Source organism: Ignavibacteriales bacterium, assembly GCA_026390815.1.
In the GTDB taxonomy this organism is placed as follows: domain Bacteria; phylum Bacteroidota; class Ignavibacteria; order Ignavibacteriales; family SURF-24; genus JAPLFH01.
The window spans coordinates 24577-42378 of sequence record JAPLFH010000034.1 but is presented as its reverse complement, the minus strand read 5'-3'; the positions used below and the strand labels follow the sequence as shown (position 1 = coordinate 42378).

Here is a 17802-nt window from a genome sequence, read left to right as displayed (position 1 = left end):
TTGAATATTTCAGAAGTTTCTATTTAGTATTACATAAGATTTTAGTTTTTTGTCTTTTAAAATTTCCTTTTCAAAAGGATTGCTGTTTTGCCAGCCGGATTTTCCAGTCTGGCGGTAACGCTCTATTCGTCTGATGGCAATTTCACAATAAAGAGGATCCAAATCTATTGTAAAGCATCTTCGTCCATTCATCTCTGCCGAAAGTAATGTTGATGCTGAATGACAAAAGAAATCAATAACAACATCACCTGGATTTGAGCTTGCAAGAATAATTCTTTCTGCTGACTTTAGTGGTTTTTGAGCATAGCATCCGTTAACATTTTCATCCATCAAATGGAAGACCTGCTGAATATCTACCCATACATTGCCTGCCCGGATATTGGCGGATTTACTTCTCTCCAGGTTTTCCGTAATCTTACCATTTATTTCTTTGTAATAGCCACGCAGGATTTTGGGAATGTCTGTGTATTCAGCTTTAATATTAAAGATTGGATTACCTTTGGTGTAAAAAAGTAATTCTTGCCTTACAGCCATCCAGTTTTTTTGTGTACCGTAGCCACGCTGGTTACGCATAGTAATAAAGCTGCGCGTTTTAAATTGGGTTCCGCGCATCATAATCATAAAGTCCGGTAAAGGTTGGAATCCATCTTTTTGATCAGCTCCCAGCCAAACGTACAACGAGCTATTATTATCCAGTGCAAGATTAGTGGTTTCAATCCATTGTTTGGACCAATCAACAAACCTCTCAACTTCTCTTAGTTCAAATCCTATTAGATTATATGGTGGATCGTGAATTGCTAAAGTTGCTTTTTCACCCTCCATTAACTTTTTTATATCAGCTTTACTTGCAGCATCAAGACAGCCAACTTTGTGTTTTCCTGCTGGGTCTTTCCAGATCTCACCTTTTTTTAATCGGCAATATTTCAAAAGATGTTTTCTGAATTCAGGATTTTTATCTAAACGTGGAATCGGAAAATTTTTCATACGGCAATATAATGATTCGTACTTCTACTGTAAAATTTTTGAAGCCAAATTTTAAATTCCTGTTAAGCGTGGGATTAATTTTAAAAACCTAAGGTCGTCTCCATAAAAATATGTTTGCAATAAATAAACTCGCACTATTTGTAATGACATATAATCATTGATTCATATAACAGTGGAACTTGAATATCGAATCAAGTAATTTGATAATTGTTAAAATTGAATTGAGGTTTTTATGAAAGCAGAAAAATATTTTTGGATATTATTACTTTTTTTATCAACAGTATCCTCCAATGTAGCACAGCAGTTTGTTGATATTACTAAACTCAACACCCCAATTGCCACTAAAGTTGAAAGGGAAAAATTCAAAGCAGATTTAATAAAAGGGATTGAGAAAAATTTATCATTCAATTTAAATTCGGAAAATGAATCGAAGTGGGAGGAAATCTTTTGGGATATTGAACTTGTTTTATATAAAACTAACTTAGTTCAAAGTTCACTTAAACAAGGACTGATAACTTTTAAAAACAGAAGTTATCCTTTTCAACGGGCAGTTCTTGAAGCCACATATTGTTTATATCCGAATGAATTTGTGAGTGAAATTTCATCGGTTGCTCAATCAACAAAAAATCCAAAACTTTTTGCGATGGCGGTTAATTATCTGGTAAGAAGCAAACCAAGTTCATCCAATAAAAAGCATTACTTTAATTTGATGGAGAAGAAATTTCCAGAATGGAAAATGAATCCAATTCTTTTTATGCTAAACACAAAGAGGCTTTCGATTAAGCAAAGCCAACCACGTCCTGCTTTAATTGATATTCTGTCATCTCAATTTTTAAAAGATGAAACTATTATTTTTAGTTTTCAACGAAAGAATCGTGATTACCCCGGATTAGTAATTATCAGGAAACCGGATGGGAAATACGTTAGAACAAATGATGGAAATATTTTTTCTGTTCCGCAGCTTGCAAGAGCCATTTCCAATTTGCCCGGTTATATTACAAACGGAAATACACCTCAAGGAATTCTATCAATTCAGGGAATAGATACATCTAAAAGTGTCTTTCTTGGTAAAACACCAAACATCCAAACGATCCTTCCATTTGAAGGAACCGTTAAACAATATTTCCACAATAACGTAAGCGATACAAATTGGATTGAACAATATAAAAATTTGCTTCCCGAATCCTGGAAGAATTATCCTCCAATTTATGAAGCATATTACGCGGGCAAAGCTGGGCGGAGCGAGATTATTGTTCATGGAACTACAATTGATCCGGAATTTTATAGTGGGCAATCATATTATCCTCAAACTCCTTCATTAGGATGTCTCTGTGCTAAAGAAATATGGTCTTCGGTTGATGGCAAATGTCTGATCAGTGATCAGGCAAGTGTGATGAATGCGTTTTTATCTACAGGTAAAAAAACCGGTTACCTGGTTGTTGTTGAAAATGATGATAAAAATCAACCAATTAATTTAGATGAATTAATCATGGAAGTGCTGAATGCAGAGATGAAATAATTCTATTCTAATTCCACCTGATTCCTTTAATCTGAATAGCTAAAGTATAAATTTGGCGGAAATTATATGAATAAAACGATTTAAAACTTTCTACGATTTCATTACGTCAAACATTTTAGAAAAGAAAATTATTAAAGGAAAGGGAAATAAAATGAAAACATATAAAATGATCTGTTTGACAATTGTTTGTGCTTTGTTAATTGGCACATCATCATTTGCTGGTACACCAGAAAACACATCTTTAAAAACCAATGTTACTTTAATTGAAGAGAATTTACTCCAGGGCATTAATTCTGAAAATCTTGGACTTAAGGTTAGCGCCGCTTATTATTTGGGTGAATATAAAACCGAAAAAGCTGTTTTACCTTTAATGAAAATGTTACATTCGGAAAAAAATGAAAGTTGCCGGATTCAAGCGGCATTATCATTAATTAAAATTGGTAATCCCAAAGGTGTTTTTATGGTAAAACAAGCCGCAAAATTTGACCAAAGTGAAAGAGTAAGAAACATGTGCAGCAAGTTTTACAATGCTTATCAGAAATCGTAGAAAATAATATTGTGAATTCTTAAACCAGCTATCTGAAAATAATGATAGCTGGTTTTTGACCTTTATGAATTACAAAATTTAATCACTTCAATTATTATGCTCTCCAGTTTCTTAACTTGCTCAAGAATTATTTTTTTCGTTTTAAAGTAGTTCCTTTTGAAGGTTAAAATTGTATTTGACAAATACCAAAGTTATTATTATTCTAATGTTAGGAAAGTATAAAATATGTCAGTTAATGCAATTGGGAGTAATCCCGTAATAATTGAATCTATAAAAACCATCTCCGAACAAGGTAATGTTAGGAAGAATGGAAATCTCAATATCTTAAACGATCCTCAAACTCCTGCTAAATCTATAAATCAAGATCAAAAAAATTCTATTGTAAGTGAAAAGTTAGATCATCGTTTAAGTAATTCAGATATATATCTGCGATATCATATTAATGTTCCAGTTGCCAAAGCAGAAAATAGTGTTAAAACTTATAATGAAACAGAGAGAATTAAATCAGATGCAGAGGAAGATGAGTTTTGTGAATTCTCCTATATTACAGATAATGGTGAGATACAGAATTCAACAATCGGTGGTGGTTCATTTATAAGTATTTTCAATCAGGATTACGCGGAACGACCTAAAAACTTAAAAAGTCAATTTGATATTTTTAAAGAAAAGTTAAATAAAACATATCAGGTTGGATTTGTAAAAAGCCCCGGCACTCTTGTAAATTTGGTTTTCTAATCATCGTAGTATCCATTCTTGTTGTAAATTTTTGCTCCCTCAAGACGAAGGTTACCGATTTGATTTACGATATAATGCTTTTCTGGTTTCCCATTAATTTCAAGAACTTCATAACCTACTATTCCTTTTTTTAATAAATAAGATAGCATTTTCAAAAACTCTTTTTTTTCTTCTGCATTTAAGTCATCAACATCAAGTCTGTCAGGTCTTCCCAAGTTTAAAAATTTATCAATCCTGGTAAAAGCTTTGGATGTATTCGAAATTTCAAGTGAATCTTTTTGTTCAGAGTTACTCTTTAAATATTTAGAGTTTTCCGGTTTACTCTGGAGAAAACTTTTACTAAAATTTATTTTACTTATGGTATTCATTTTAAACAAGATTTTCTTTTATTATCGAACAAGAAATACAAAGGTTAATAGAGCAATTGTAAGAGAGCAGGTTATCATTTACCCAAAATTACTAAAAGCAAATGAACTTTGAATTTCTTTCGGTTTTACTTATTTTTATACCGCATCCTTAGCTCAGTTGGTAGAGCATCTGACTCTTAATCAGCAGGTCGCGGGTTCGAATCCCGCAGGGTGCACAAATAAAAGCTCGAATATTGTCCATATTCGGGCTTTTTTATTTTATGTGACCTTAAGAATCACGATGACTTTTCAAAAATGTGTATGGAGTTTGTATCGACTTTGTATCGACTTTTGTTTGGACACAGCCAATACAATTTTAGAGAATCTACTGATAAAAAAAGGGAGTGTAAATAGTTTTAGAACCATATCCCGTAGCGAAGCCCTTTGGGTTGAAAGGAATGGATCTGGTTTTTGGCAAAAAAAATCGCCTGAAAAATTTATAAAAAATTATTTTTCTAAATTCATTTTATTAGGAGTCGATTGATGGCTAAAATTATACCTATAATTTTGAATCTGAAATTATGTCCTTTCTTTTAATCCCCAGCTTTCTCATTCTTGTTCCTAGAGTTTTCCCGTTAATTTTAAGAAGCAGTGCAGCACTGTTTGCGCCTGTAACTTTCCCATTTGCTAATTTAAGAGCATTAATAATGTGGTCTTTTTCTATTTCAATGAGCGATTTAAAAGATTCTTTTTTAGCTTCAGATTCACTATCACCGCCAAATTTGAAATTTTCAAAACTAAGCTTAGATCCTTGCGATATTATAATTGCTCTTTCAATCACATGTTCCAGTTCGCGAATGTTGCCTGGCCAATTATATTGTGTCAACATTTCCAAATCGTTTTTCTTGATTGACTTTATATCCTTACCTATTTTTTTTGAATAGTTTTGGATAAAATGTTTTACGAGCAAGGGAATATCGTCAGCTCTTTCTCTTAAAGGAGGTATTTCTATTGGAAATACATTAAGCCGGAAAAACAAATCTGATCTGAATTTACCCTGTTCAATTTCCTTTTCGAGATTACGATTTGTAGCGGCGATAATTCTAACATCGGAATAAACTGTGCTTTTACCTCCAACACGTTCAAATTCTTTTTCTTGTAAAACGCGTAAGAGTTTTGATTGAACTTCAAGAGGCAGTTCACCTATCTCATCCAAAAAAATGGTTCCTTTATTTGCAATTTCAAATTTGCCAAATTTCTTTTCAAATGCCCCGGTAAAGCTGCCTTTTTCATGACCGAATAATTCCGATTCAATTAGTTGAACCGGAAGTGCCGCGCAATTGATGGTAATATATGCTTGCTCATTTCGTTTTGATAATTTGTGAATTGCACGGGCAATCAACTCCTTACCTGTTCCAGTTTCTCCAGTTACCAAAACTGTAGCATCAAGGGGTGCTACCAGTTTAATTTTATTCAATATATTATTAAGCAGGACGCTGTTTCCAACAATTTCCTGAAAACTTGTTGCTGAGTTTATCTCATCAAGCAGATAGTGTTTTTCTTGTTCCAATTTCTTTGTTAATATCTCGATCTCTTTAAACGAATAAAAATTAGCAAAGATGGATATTAGTTGGGGAAGAAGATTTTCACAAAACTCTATTTCAGTTCCAGTAAAATAAGAATTACTATTGTGCATTAATTTAATACTGATTTCATTTGCCTGTGATACATGTTCTTTTCTCCCGATGGTAAGAAAGAGTTCGCCAAGATTGTTTTTCATATACCTGAATACGAGCAATGAAACTATTGAATTCTTCTCTTTTATCTGCCTTATATGTGAAAATTGACTGCACATTTTTAGTAATTCTTCACCTGTAATCTCCGTATGAACAATCCCGTCTTTAGCCAACAGCATGAACTTAAACGATTCCACAATGCGAATATCGTTTCTTGTAGCTTTGTTTACTTTTAATTTACCGGTTTCATCTTTTGTAATATATATGCCTTCACTTTCATTCTTATTATATCCTCTGCCAATTATTCCAATATATTCAAACGGGATTAGATTACTAATAGCTTCAGCTAAATGCATATAAAAATTATTCTCGTCCTTAATATCAAGCAGTAAGCTGAAAAGCTTGAGCAGCATATCTTTTTCTTCCTCTTTGTGTTTAAGTCTGGTTACATACTCTGTGTTTTTAATTGCAGAAGCGATCAAATTTGATAAGCGGAACAAGTAATTGTCATTTTCTTTGTTTGTTATATAATCACTTATCGGTAATATTATGTAACCAATTGACTTTCCCCCTGTATGCATCGGGACAAAAAATAAATTGCTAATCTTTTTCTTTTCTAATATTTCTGAAATATCAATTTGCCCCTCTTCAAATTTACCCATGTTATAAAAAATTTCAGATTCAACTTTCGTAATGACAGAGTTTTCACCGAACAATTCTGAGGGCAAAGAATCTATTGCGAATTGCCTATGCCACTTTGTAGTGTCACGCCGAAAAGGAATAGTGACCAAGAGACATCCCAATTTATCTCTGTTTTCATTAAACAGAGATAAACCGCAAAGATCAGTATCAAATACAGCATTTATTTTATCGAAAATTTTTGCGAAGAGAACAAAATACTCGCTTATTGCCGCGATATCATCATTTAAAGACAACAGCAAATCAAAATCATTCTTAAACATATTTTCGTTTCCTCTCTAGTCAACTGCTTTTATTAAAGAAAAAATATACGGTTTGTATTGATTAATATACTAAATAAATACGATTGCTTGTATTAAAGGATGGAACACAAGCGATTGCTTGTATAAAAGCAATAAATTATAGTCGAGAAGATAAAAGCTCAATAATTGAGCAAATCCGAACGATTCTTTATTGGCATATAAATAGTAAATCATATGAGAAATATTGATGAATTTAATTAGGAAAATAGTTTGAGACCATATAAAATTTTAAGTATTCCTTTATTCGTGACCTTTTTATTTCAGGCTAATAATATAGCACAAAATAAAGAACGCATTTTTTCCTTAGTTGATTGTATAAATTACGCGAAAAAAAATAGCCGTGATATAAAAAAAGCCGGTATAGAAGAAGAAAAATCTAAGAAGAAGATAAATGAAGTAATCGGAAGCGGGTTACCACAGATTACTTTAACCGGGAACCTTGTAAATAATATTGAACTGCCTACCCAAATAATTCCCGGAGATTTCTTCGGAGAACCGGGTACTTTAATTCCGATTAAGTTAGGTACAAAATATAACCATACTTTTACGGGGGAAGTAACTCAAATGATTTTCAGCGGATCATTCTGGGTCGGATTGAGTGCCGCCAAATATTCAAATCAATACTATCAGCAAAAAAAAGAATTAGTATCAGAAAATATTGAATATGATGTAGCAACAGCATATTACCAGACACTGGTTGTACAAACTAAAATTCAGCTTCTTGAACAAAATCAAAAACTAATATCTAAATCTTTAGCCGATACCAAATTACTCTTTGAAAACGGAAAAGCTAAAGAAGTTGATGTTGATCGATTAAACGTTAGTTATAACAATATTGAGTATCAACTTAAAAAAGCAAAAGAAGCCATAAAACAATCTTATATGTATTTGAAATTTCAAATGGGAATGCCGGTGGCTTCTGCTATTTCTCTATCGGACAGTGCAAACTTTTCACAAGATTCACTTCGTGAAAAACGAATAAACGATTTAACATATATTAATGACAGCTCATATGCCTATGGGAATAGAGTAGATTATAAGGTACTTCAAACGAGTCTTGAATTGCAAGAGCTTAATAGGAAAAATCTGATTGCAGAATTCTTGCCTTCCATAAGCGCATTCGGAAGTTATTCCTACAATGCGTTAAGAACAAAATTTGATCTGTTTGACTCACACAAAGACTGGGACCACTATTCCTCGGTAGGCTTACGAATCCGTTTGCCAATATTTACAGGCGGGCAAAGACTTGCAAAAATACAACAATCTTCTCTTGATATAGAAGGTTTAAGTGAAGAAGTAAGTAAAACTGAAAATGCAATTGACCTTCAAGTGGCAAACGCTGTAACAAAGTATAATAATGCATACGATAATATCAAGTCTAATCAATTAAATATAGAGCTCGCAAAAAAAGTCTATAATATAACTACACTTGAATATAGAGAGGGGGTTACCAATGCTGCTTCATTAGTAGATTCAGAAACCAAATTGAGAGAAGCGCAAACCAACTTTATTAATTCCTTGCTGGAGTTATATATAGCAAAGTTTGATATGGAAAAAGCTAAAGGAACGCTTATAGACTATTTAAATAATATTGAGAATAAATAAAGATAGAGTAAAAGAATATGAAGAAAAAAATAATAGTAGTCGTCGCAGTAATTGTGGCTCTGGTACTTATAGCAGGGAAATTGATTATTAATAAATCTGCTATAGATGAGAAGAAGCATGTTAAAGCAGGATTAGCAACCTTAGTGAATATTAAGGAAGTGATAAAGAAGGAACAAAACAGTTCCCTCGTTCTTACCGGCATTACAGCGGCTGTTCAAGAGGTTACTTTGAAAGCAGAAGCAGGCGGACAAATTGTTGCTATAAATTTTAACCTTGGTGATTATGTTTCCAAAGGAAAAGTGCTTGTAGAAATAGATGATAAATTAGCCCAACTTAATTTGGATGCCGCTAATCTTAATTTGTCAAAGCTTGAAGACGAATATAATAAAACTAAAAATCTCTACACCGGTAATGCTACATCGGAAACAAAAGTACGCGATGCAAGATTTGATTATGAGAAAGCAAAGATTCTGGTTGGGCAGGCAGAAAAACAATTAAGTTTTACAAAAATAACTGCATCACAAAACGGATTTGTAGTATCAAAGTCTGTAGATAACGGAACATTTGTAGGGACCGGTTCGCCGATTATTTCTATAGTTGATATATCGCGTCTTAAAACAATGATAAATGTTTCTGAAACAGATATTTATAAATTAAAGGCAGGGCAGAGAGCCAGAATTACATCTTCGGTTTTTCAAGGTGTTGAATATGATGGAAAAATAAGTTTCGTCAGCCAGCAAGGCGATGCTTCCCATAACTATGCTGTTGAAATAATAATGGAAAATAAAACTTCCAATCAACTTAAGGCTGGTACATTTGTAAATGTAGATTTCAATTTCCCTTCCGGACAATTATCACTTCTTATTCCACGTACATCTTTAATAGGAAGCATTAAAGATGCAAAAGTATACGTAGTAGAAAATAATAAAGCTTTTCAGAAAAACATAACTATTGGACGAGATTTAAGTGACAACCTTGAAGTGACTGAAGGATTAAAAGAAGGGGATAAGGTAGTTACTACCGGACAAATTAATTTATCGGATGGAGCAGCCGTTTCTATAATCAAAAATAAAGAGTAAATAATGATAGAGTTATCACTTAAAAGACCGTTAATTGTATTCGTAATATTTGCTATTATAGCCTTAATGGGGGCGGTTACATTTACACTTCTTAATATAAATTTAACACCAAAGATTACAACTAATGTACTAACAATAGTTACAATTTATCCCGGCGCTTCAGCATCGGAAGTTGAAACTTCGGTGACAAAAAAAATAGAAGATGCAGTTTCATCTCTGGAAAATATAGAAACTATCAAGTCAGTTTCGCAGGAAGGTTTTGAGTTTACAACTATTGAACTGAAAAGCGGTGCAGACGTAAATATGGCAATGCAGGATGCTCAAAGGAAAGTTAATGCTATAATAACAGATTTACCGGTAGATGCTAAAATACCGACAATAAGCAAGTTTTCTACTGATGATATACCTGTTATGCAGTTTACTGTTTCTTCAGATATGGAGCCTACTAAATTTTATAAATTAGTGGAAGATAGAATTCAACCGCAGTTTGCCAAATTACAAGGTGTGGGGCAAATTAATTTAATGGGCGGAAGCAAAAGAGAAATTCAGGTTAATATTGACCGCAACAAACTAAGAACTTATAATCTATCTATACTCCAGGTACTTCAGGCAATTCAAAAAGCAAATATGGATTTTCCAACCGGCAAGGTAGAGCAGACCAATGTAAGATATACAGTAAGACTTGCGGCAAAATATGCTTCACTTGAACAATTAAAAAATACAACTGTGTTCTTAAACAATAACAGCAGTAAAGTACTTGTAAAAGATGTAGCTGAAGTAATTGATGGTGTTGCGGAACAAACAAAAATAAGCCGCATTAATGGTAAAGATGTAATTGGTATTCAGGTTCAAAAACAATCGGATGCAAATGCTGTTGCAGTTTGTAAATTAATAAATGAAGAACTAAAGGTAATTGAAAAAGAATATGCTTCGAGTAATGTGAAATTTGAGATTGCAACCGACACCTCAATTTATACGATAGAGGCGGTAAAGTCTGTTGTTGCAGATTTAGTTCTTGCAGTGATTATTGTTTCGTTCGTTTGTTTAATATTTCTTCATAGCCTGCGAACAGCGTTAATTGTAATGGTAGCGGTGCCGTTATCTATGATTCCGTCTTTCATATTCTTATATGCATTCGGTTATTCACTTAATATAATGTCTCTTATGGCGCTGTCGCTTGCAGTGGGCATTCTAGTCGATGATTCAATCGTAGTTGTGGAAAACATTTTCCGTCACCTTGAAATGGGTAAAACAAAAGTACAAGCTGCTCTTGAAGGTAGTAAACAGATATTCTTTACAGCTACTTCAATTACACTTGTTATCGTTTCTGTATTCATTCCTTTATCGCTTACGGGTGGAATTATTGGAGGTATATTAAGAGAGTTTTCCATGCCGCTTATAGTATCAACGATGGCGAGCTTATTAGTATCATTTTCATTAACCCCTTTGCTGCTGTCAAAATTTGGCAAAGTAGAAAGTTTTAATGAAACAAGTTTTGCCGGAAAGTTCACTCAAAAATTTGAAAGATTGTTTAACGCACTTAAAGAAGGATATGAATCAATTTTACGATGGGGATTAAACAACAGGAAAAAGGTTTATGTGGGAATTTTAGTTTTATTATTTGCATCCATTTCCTTAGTTGGTATGGGATTTATCGGTTCAACCTTTATACCTGATACTGATCAAGGTGAGTTTGTAGTTGACCTGGAAATGAGCCCGCAAATATCTGTATACGAGAACAATCTTATTACAAAACAAATAGAAGCAATACTTTTATCGAAACCCGAAATCTTAAAAGTGATGGCTAAGGTGGGATTTACGAGCTCTGTAAATGCATCGTCATCCAGAAATAATATTACGCAGTTAACTGTTAAAATAATTGACAAAAATGAACGTAAATTTGGCGTTTCTGAATATGCGGAAAGAATTAAAGAAGAAATTTTAAGAAATATTCCGGGTGTAAAGGTACGAACATCTCCAACAAGTCTTACAGGATCGGCAAGCTCATCCCCAATTCAATTTGTGGTAAAAGGATCAGATTTAAACAAAGTTGATTCGACTGCAGCCATGGTTTTAGACATAATGAAAAAGATACCAGGGACAACTGATGTTAAATTTTCCATTGATGATCCTAAACCTGAAGTTAGTATTCAAATAAACAGAAGCAAAATGGAAGAGCTTGGACTTTCTGTTGCCGATGTGGGTGCTACTCTAAGAACCGCTTTAGCTGGTAATACAGATTCAAAATACAAAGATGGTGCTCATGAATATGATATCAATGTTGTATTCGACAAATTCGACAGGCAGAATATATTTGATGTAGCCGGAATCACTATTGTCAATAAACGAGGGCAGCTCGTTGAGCTGAAACAATTTGCCGATGTTAATCAAACTATGGGACCGAGTATGCTCGAGAGGTTTGACAGAATGAGTTCCATAACAATTAATTCCAATGTTTTAGGAAGAGCATCCGGAACAGTCGGTGCCGAGATAGAAGATGCTTTAGTTGGACAAATACCAAGCGGTGTAACAGTGCAAAAAGAAGGAGCGCTACAACGGCAAAGTGATGCTTTCTCAAGTCTCGGTTTCGCGTTAATTTCTGCTATTATTCTTATATACTTAATCATGGTTGCCTTATACAACTCATTACTTCATCCATTCGTGGTATTGTTTTCTATTCCTGTTGCAATGATTGGAGCTTTGCTTGCACTTGCATTAACTATGGAAGAATTGTCTATCTTTTCCATTGTTGGGTTAATAACACTGCTGGGACTTGTAGCTAAGAATGCGATCTTATTAGTGGACTTTACAAACGAACTCGTAAAAAGCGGAAGCGAACTCAAAGAAGCCCTGGTAGAGGCGGGTAGGGAAAGATTACGCCCGATATTAATGACTACCTTGGCGATGGTATTTGGAATGCTTCCTTTGGCAATAGCCAACGGTGCTGGCGCCGAACTAAAAAATGGTATGGCGTGGGTGATAATAGGTGGTTTGTTAAGTTCCTTAGTGCTCACTTTAGTGCTTGTTCCGTGTGTTTATTTTACTGCAGAAACCATTAAAAGAAAAATCCAAGCTAAAAAAATTGTACTTAATTCTAAAGTAATTGAAGTTGTTTTATAATGTTTAACAATTACAAAAAATATTTAGCAGAATAATGGTGAGTGATGAGTCAACGTAAAAGAAATAATAAGAATACTCAATCTAAGTTGGAAGGATATATATTGAAAACTAAATTTCATTCGTTAGTATTGTGGATCATTTTAACATTCAGTTCGTTTGCCCAAACAGTGGATACTACCCAAACTGTTGATTCTACATACGTAGGAAGCTATAAGGATAAGATAACAATAATAGGATTCTTTTCCCGAGATTATATTGAAGTAGCTAAAGAAACTAAGCCAAACAGTCCTATAAATTTTGGGATAGGACTTGTCTTTAAAAACACATCGTTTAAGGTCAGCTATAAGCTCCCGGTTATAAAAATGAATGAAAATAAATATGGAAAAACTGATATTACAGATATACAGATTCACTATTATGGAAGGCATCTTTTATTTGATGTGTTTTATCAACGATATAAAGGATTTTATACAGACGAAAAAGAAATAAAAATCCTCCCTAATACGTCAGTCCAAAAAATTGGCTTTGGAGGGAACTATCTTTTTAATGGGTACAAATATTCTGCTAAGGCAGCTTTTTTGCCTATTGAAAAACAACTCCAATCTGTAGGTGGTTATGTTATGGGTGGAGGGATATATTATTATAAAATAGGACTCGAAAGCCCGGAACAACTGAGTTTTAACAATCTATTATTAGAATTAAACGCTGGTTATTATTATTCTTGGGTACTTAATGATAATTGGCTTATAGCCGGTATAGCTACTGCCGGAATAACTTTAGGAAACGAAACTGTAAAGTTAAAAGATGGGAAACTGAAGATCTATCCTGCGATATTTGCGCGGGGAGCCATTGGATATCACCATTCTTTTTGGGGAATATATATTTCCTTTCTACTCCATAGTAATTCATTACAATATTCGAATAATAATAAACTTAATCTAACTTCTATCGATATGCAGATTTCTAACATAATACGTTTTAACAGTTTTTTTTAATGGCAAGAATGCATAATAAAATAGCGACCGGATTTTTTAAGATATATGATTATGAAAGCATAAAGAAAACCACACAATAAAGAAAGCAAAAAAAATAAATAAGTAATAACAAAAGCAATAAACATAAAAAATGGATTTGGTAATTTTAGGGAGTGATCAAAACACTTATATAAAAGCGGAAGGTTTGGCAATACCCAAACCTTTGGCAATAATTAATGGTGAGTATTTAATTGAACGAATAATTAAAATAGCATACGAATGTGGTGTAAATAAAGTATGCTGTATAATGAATTCGAATGAAACAGAATTAAAAAATTTTCTATTATCAAATAAATTCGGTGCATCAATTAGTCTTTTAATTCAAGATACTCAAAGCTCTATGCAAAGTTTATTTTCATTAGCTCATTTTCTTTCAAAAGAACCGCTCTGTTTAATCACTGCTAACGCTGTTTTCTCTAAGGTGGAATTCTCCAGCTTCATAGATTATTCAAAAACGCACCAAGATGCCAACGGGGTAATTGCGGTTACTAGATTCATTGATGATAAAACGCCCATATATGTAGCAATGGATGAAGAAGATACAATATTAAAATTCAGTGATTCGAAAGATGGATATGGCTGGGTATCCGGCAGGATATATTATTTTTCTACGGGAATATTTGAGGAGATAGATTTTGCACTAAAGAACAAAGTATCCGGGTTAAGAGATTTTCTTCGGCATCTTGTTTCCCGTGGTTATATACTTAAAGGATTTTCATTCAATAAGATTATTGATATTGAATATATTGCAGATATTGCCAAAGCCGAATCATTTATAAAAGGAACTGAATAACACCTGGATTTAATAATGTAAAAAAATCTCTGATAAAAACTTATATAAGAAAGACAGCAAAAAGATTCTCAAAAACCTAAAACGAAAAAGAAATTTACTGATATGATCAAATACTTCTTATTATTACTGTTCCTGGTTACAAATACCTTCGCTGGTTTATTACCACCTGATAATAATCCGGACAAATTTACTATAAGCGGATATGTTAAGGACTCTCAATCAGGGGAAACTTTAATTGGTGCGGCAATTACCGTTAGTGAATTACCACAAACCGGTGCTGTTACAAATGGTTATGGATATTACTCCCTAACAATCCCCAAAGGCACATATTCCATAACCTGTCATTTTACTGGTTACCAGGCAATCTCATTTCAAATCCACCTTGTTCAAAATATAAAGCAGAATTTTAACCTGGCGGAAAAAAGCGTTGAACAAAAAGAAATTGTTGTTACAGGTGAAAAGAGTAATGACAATGTTACAAAAACTCAAATGGGTATCGAGAAGCTGAATGTTAAAGAAATTCAAAATATCCCGGTCCTGCTGGGTGAAAAGGATATAATGAAAACGATGCAGCTTCTTCCGGGTATTAAATCTGCCGGGGAAGGTAACGGCGGTATTTACGTACGTGGTGGAGCAGCAGATCAGAATTTGATTCTGCTTGATGAAGCAACTGTTTATAGCGCCTCTCACCTATTGGGCTTTTTTTCTGTTTTTAATTCTGATGCCATTAATGATGTTACCGTATATAAAGGAACAATGCCAGCCGAATACGGTGGCCGCCTCTCTTCTGTTATCGATATTAAAATGAAAGAAGGGAATGATAAACAATTCGGAGTTAATGGCGGAATCGGTTTGATTGCTTCGCGCTTGTCTGTTGAGGGTCCTATAATAAACGAAAAATCTTCTTTCTCAATTTCCGGCAGAAGAACTTATGCCGATCTGTTTCTGAAATTATCATCCGATACACTTGCCAAACAATCCCGCTTATACTTCTATGATCTTAACGCAAAAGTGAATTACCAGGTCGGGGAGAATGACAGACTTTACCTTTCCGGTTATTTCGGAAGCGATGTCCTTGGCATTGGAAAATTAGTTGGAATAGATTGGGGAAACTCTACCGGTACTCTCAGATGGAACCATCTATTCAGTGAAAAAATGTTCTCTAATACTTCCCTTATTTACAGTACTTATGATTACAATATTGATCTGAACTTTGTCGGAAATACAATAACAATATATTCCAAAATTCAGGATTACAATTTCAAGGAAGATTTACACTACTTTATTGACGATGAGAATGGAATTAAATTTGGCTTGAATACTGTTTATCATTCAATTATCCCCGGTACTGTTACTGCTACAAATAATTCTCAGACAAATTCTTTAGTACTTAACAACAAGTATTCACTTGAGAATTCCTTTTACCTTTCTCACGAATATAAACCATCTCCTATAATAAATTTAGAATACGGAGCCCGCTTTTCTGTATTCAGTGTACTTGGTCCTGGAAACTTTTATACCTACAACGATCTTGGCGACCGCATAGACTCTCTTTGGTATCCATCCGGTAAATTCGTAAAGACATATTTTAATATTGAACCAAGAATATCATTAAATTATATTCTGAACGATGAAAGTTCCGTTAAGCTATCTTATGGACGAAGCACTCAGAATCTGCATCTTCTCTCTAATTCCACAAGCAGTAATCCTACCGATATGTGGATCCCCAGCAGTAATAATGTTCAGCCGGAAATCTCAGATCAGGTTTCTCTTGGTTACTTCCGGAACTTTGAAGATAACAACTATGAGTTCTCAGCCGAAACTTATTATAAAAACCTGCAGCACCAGATAGACTATAAAAACGGCGCCCAGTTAAATTTCAATGAAAATGTCGAGTCGCAATTGTTGTTTGGAAAAGGCCGCGCTTACGGTCTAGAAGTCTTTTTGAAAAAGAAATACGGACAATTTAGCGGATGGGTTGGGTATACTATCTCAAGGGTTGAACTTAAATTTCCGGGTGTAAATAATAAAAATTATTATCCCGCACGGCAGGATATTACACATAATATTTCAGTTGTTGGCATCTACCAGTTATCTGATAAATGGACATTCTCTGCAACATGGGTTTACAGTACCGGGAACGCTGTTACTTTCCCAAGCGGTAAATATGAAATCGGCGGACAAATACTTAACTACTATACTGAGAGGAATGCATACCGAATGCCAGCATACCACAGGCTCGATCTTGGTGCAACATGGCAGTTTGAAAAATCGAGTCTCAATTTTTCCTTGTACAATGCATACGGAAGGGAGAATGCATATGTTATAACCTTCCGGCAGGATCCTAATGATCCCACAAAAACCCAGGCGCTTCAGACTTCATTGTTCCGGTTTGTTCCTTCAGTTACATACAATTTTAGGTTTTAATATGAAAAACAGATCATTATTCCACGGCATAATAAAAACAATCATTTTTTTGATGATTAGTCTTTTCAGCATTTCTTGCGAGAAGATAATTAGTGTAGATTTAAATTCAACCGCTCCCCAATTGGTTATTGAAGCATCTATCTCTGATCAGCCCGGACCGTATTATGTGAAATTATCCCGGACTGTCAATTTCGATCAGACTAATTTTTTTCCTGCTGTAAGCGAGGCTAAAATTGTAATTAACGACGATTCCGGGAATTCAGATTCACTTATAGAGACTTCTCCCGGATTATATAAAACATCAGTAATTCAGGGAGTCCCCGGCAGAACCTATTCGATTTCAATAACTACCGGCGGTTATAAATACACCGCTGTTTCAACAATGCCTCCACCTGTTGATGTTGATTCTTTGAATATAGAAACACAATCATTCGGACCCAATAAGATGAAATTTGTTGATGTTCACTTCAGGGATTCTGGTAATGTAAAGAACTATTACCGCTTTGTAGAAGTAAAAAATGGTGTGCCGCAAAATTTTATATTCCTTTTTGATGACCGGTTACATGATGGAGGTCCTGTTACAAGTAGTCTTGTTGCAGAAGAAGACACCTTGAATTCAGGAGATTCTGTATATGTGTTACTTCAGTGTATTGATAAAAATGTTTTCGATTATTTCAGAACAATACGACAGGCAAGTGGAGATCCAGGTCCGCAGGCACCATCTCCTGCAAACCCGCTCTCTAATTTTACCGGGGGAGCATTGGGATATTTCAGTGCATATGCTGTACGCTCCAGATTAATTATAATCCCATAATCCATTATCGAAATCTTTTAGTTAGTCAGAACCTCAACAGTCGTTCAGATTTGATTTGCGA

The 17802-nt window shown here is 34.1% G+C and carries 13 protein-coding genes and 1 tRNA gene; 11 read left to right on the top strand and 3 right to left on the bottom strand.

Annotated elements, in window-relative coordinates; translation table 11 throughout:
- Positions 1-9: 9 nt before the first annotated feature.
- Positions 10-984 carry a site-specific DNA-methyltransferase gene (locus NTX22_11400; protein MCX6151122.1) on the bottom strand — a complete coding sequence of 325 codons (975 nt, stop codon included), beginning with the start codon at positions 982-984 and terminating at the stop codon, positions 10-12.
- A 232-nt stretch (positions 985-1216) separates the two neighbouring features.
- Here NTX22_11400 and NTX22_11395 point away from each other — a divergent pair, with 232 nt between their 5' ends.
- From NTX22_11395 to NTX22_11385, 3 genes are all read left to right on the top strand, one after another.
- Positions 1217-2503, top strand: a complete 1287-nt coding sequence (locus NTX22_11395; GenBank protein MCX6151121.1) for a hypothetical protein — start codon at positions 1217-1219, stop codon at positions 2501-2503.
- A gap of 151 nt (positions 2504-2654) precedes the next feature.
- Entirely contained in the window at positions 2655-3050 is a 396-nt protein-coding gene (locus NTX22_11390; GenBank protein MCX6151120.1) for a HEAT repeat domain-containing protein, read from the top strand.
- A 225-nt stretch (positions 3051-3275) separates the two neighbouring features.
- A complete protein-coding gene (locus tag NTX22_11385) occupies positions 3276-3785 on the top strand; it encodes a hypothetical protein (protein MCX6151119.1) in 510 nt (169 codons plus the stop codon).
- Here the strand turns inward: NTX22_11385 and NTX22_11380 are convergent.
- Positions 3782-4153: a hypothetical protein gene (locus tag NTX22_11380; protein MCX6151118.1), complete on the bottom strand. Its 372-nt coding sequence runs from the start codon at positions 4151-4153 to the stop codon at positions 3782-3784. The two genes, NTX22_11385 and NTX22_11380, sit on opposite strands and share 4 nt — an antisense overlap.
- Positions 4154-4295: 142 nt before the next feature.
- Here NTX22_11380 and NTX22_11375 point away from each other — a divergent pair.
- Positions 4296-4368, top strand: a tRNA-Lys gene (locus NTX22_11375).
- Positions 4369-4691: 323 nt separating this feature from the next.
- On the opposite strand, the gene NTX22_11370 is transcribed toward NTX22_11375, so the two are convergent.
- Positions 4692-6830 (bottom strand): sigma 54-interacting transcriptional regulator, encoded by a 2139-nt coding sequence (locus NTX22_11370; protein ID MCX6151117.1) that lies wholly within the window; start codon positions 6828-6830, stop codon positions 4692-4694.
- Between the two features lie 249 nt (positions 6831-7079).
- On the opposite strand from NTX22_11370, the gene NTX22_11365 reads away from it, so the two are divergent.
- The 7 genes from NTX22_11365 (at position 7080) to NTX22_11335 (ending at position 17741) form a co-directional block, all read left to right on the top strand.
- On the top strand, positions 7080-8474 hold the full coding sequence (locus tag NTX22_11365) for a TolC family protein (protein ID MCX6151116.1): 1395 nt from the start codon (positions 7080-7082) through the stop codon (positions 8472-8474).
- Positions 8475-8491: 17 nt separating this feature from the next.
- On the top strand, positions 8492-9553 hold the full coding sequence (locus NTX22_11360; GenBank protein ID MCX6151115.1) for an efflux RND transporter periplasmic adaptor subunit: 1062 nt from the start codon (positions 8492-8494) through the stop codon (positions 9551-9553).
- Between the two features lie 3 nt (positions 9554-9556).
- Positions 9557-12673, top strand: coding sequence for an efflux RND transporter permease subunit (locus NTX22_11355; protein ID MCX6151114.1), 3117 nt, complete (start codon positions 9557-9559; stop codon positions 12671-12673).
- 101 nt (positions 12674-12774) lie between these two features.
- The gene (locus NTX22_11350) at positions 12775-13668 is read left to right on the top strand and encodes a DUF4421 family protein (GenBank protein ID MCX6151113.1); all 894 of its coding nucleotides are present in this window, start codon (positions 12775-12777) and stop codon (positions 13666-13668) included.
- A gap of 130 nt (positions 13669-13798) precedes the next feature.
- The gene (locus NTX22_11345; GenBank protein MCX6151112.1) at positions 13799-14500 is read left to right on the top strand and encodes a sugar phosphate nucleotidyltransferase; all 702 of its coding nucleotides are present in this window, start codon (positions 13799-13801) and stop codon (positions 14498-14500) included.
- Between the two features lie 102 nt (positions 14501-14602).
- The gene (locus tag NTX22_11340; GenBank protein ID MCX6151111.1) at positions 14603-16927 is read left to right on the top strand and encodes a TonB-dependent receptor; all 2325 of its coding nucleotides are present in this window, start codon (positions 14603-14605) and stop codon (positions 16925-16927) included.
- 1 nt (position 16928) lies between these two features.
- The gene (locus NTX22_11335) at positions 16929-17741 is read left to right on the top strand and encodes a DUF4249 domain-containing protein (protein MCX6151110.1); all 813 of its coding nucleotides are present in this window, start codon (positions 16929-16931) and stop codon (positions 17739-17741) included.
- The last annotated feature ends 61 nt before the right edge of the window (positions 17742-17802 follow it).

Bases quoted from the DNA above. Each gene is read 5' to 3' on its own strand.
- NTX22_11400 (MCX6151122.1), bottom strand. From the start codon at position 984: ATGAAAAATTTTCCGATTCCACGTTTAGATAAAAATCCTGAATTCAGA.
- NTX22_11395 (MCX6151121.1), top strand. From the start codon at position 1,217: ATGAAAGCAGAAAAATATTTTTGGATATTATTACTTTTTTTATCAACA.
- NTX22_11390 (MCX6151120.1), top strand. From the start codon at position 2,655: ATGAAAACATATAAAATGATCTGTTTGACAATTGTTTGTGCTTTGTTA.
- NTX22_11385 (MCX6151119.1), top strand. From the start codon at position 3,276: ATGTCAGTTAATGCAATTGGGAGTAATCCCGTAATAATTGAATCTATA.
- NTX22_11380 (MCX6151118.1), bottom strand. From the start codon at position 4,153: ATGAATACCATAAGTAAAATAAATTTTAGTAAAAGTTTTCTCCAGAGT.
- NTX22_11370 (MCX6151117.1), bottom strand. From the start codon at position 6,830: ATGTTTAAGAATGATTTTGATTTGCTGTTGTCTTTAAATGATGATATC.
- NTX22_11360 (MCX6151115.1), top strand. From the start codon at position 8,492: ATGAAGAAAAAAATAATAGTAGTCGTCGCAGTAATTGTGGCTCTGGTA.
- NTX22_11355 (MCX6151114.1), top strand. From the start codon at position 9,557: ATGATAGAGTTATCACTTAAAAGACCGTTAATTGTATTCGTAATATTT.
- NTX22_11345 (MCX6151112.1), top strand. From the start codon at position 13,799: ATGGATTTGGTAATTTTAGGGAGTGATCAAAACACTTATATAAAAGCG.
- NTX22_11340 (MCX6151111.1), top strand. From the start codon at position 14,603: ATGATCAAATACTTCTTATTATTACTGTTCCTGGTTACAAATACCTTC.
- NTX22_11335 (MCX6151110.1), top strand. From the start codon at position 16,929: ATGAAAAACAGATCATTATTCCACGGCATAATAAAAACAATCATTTTT.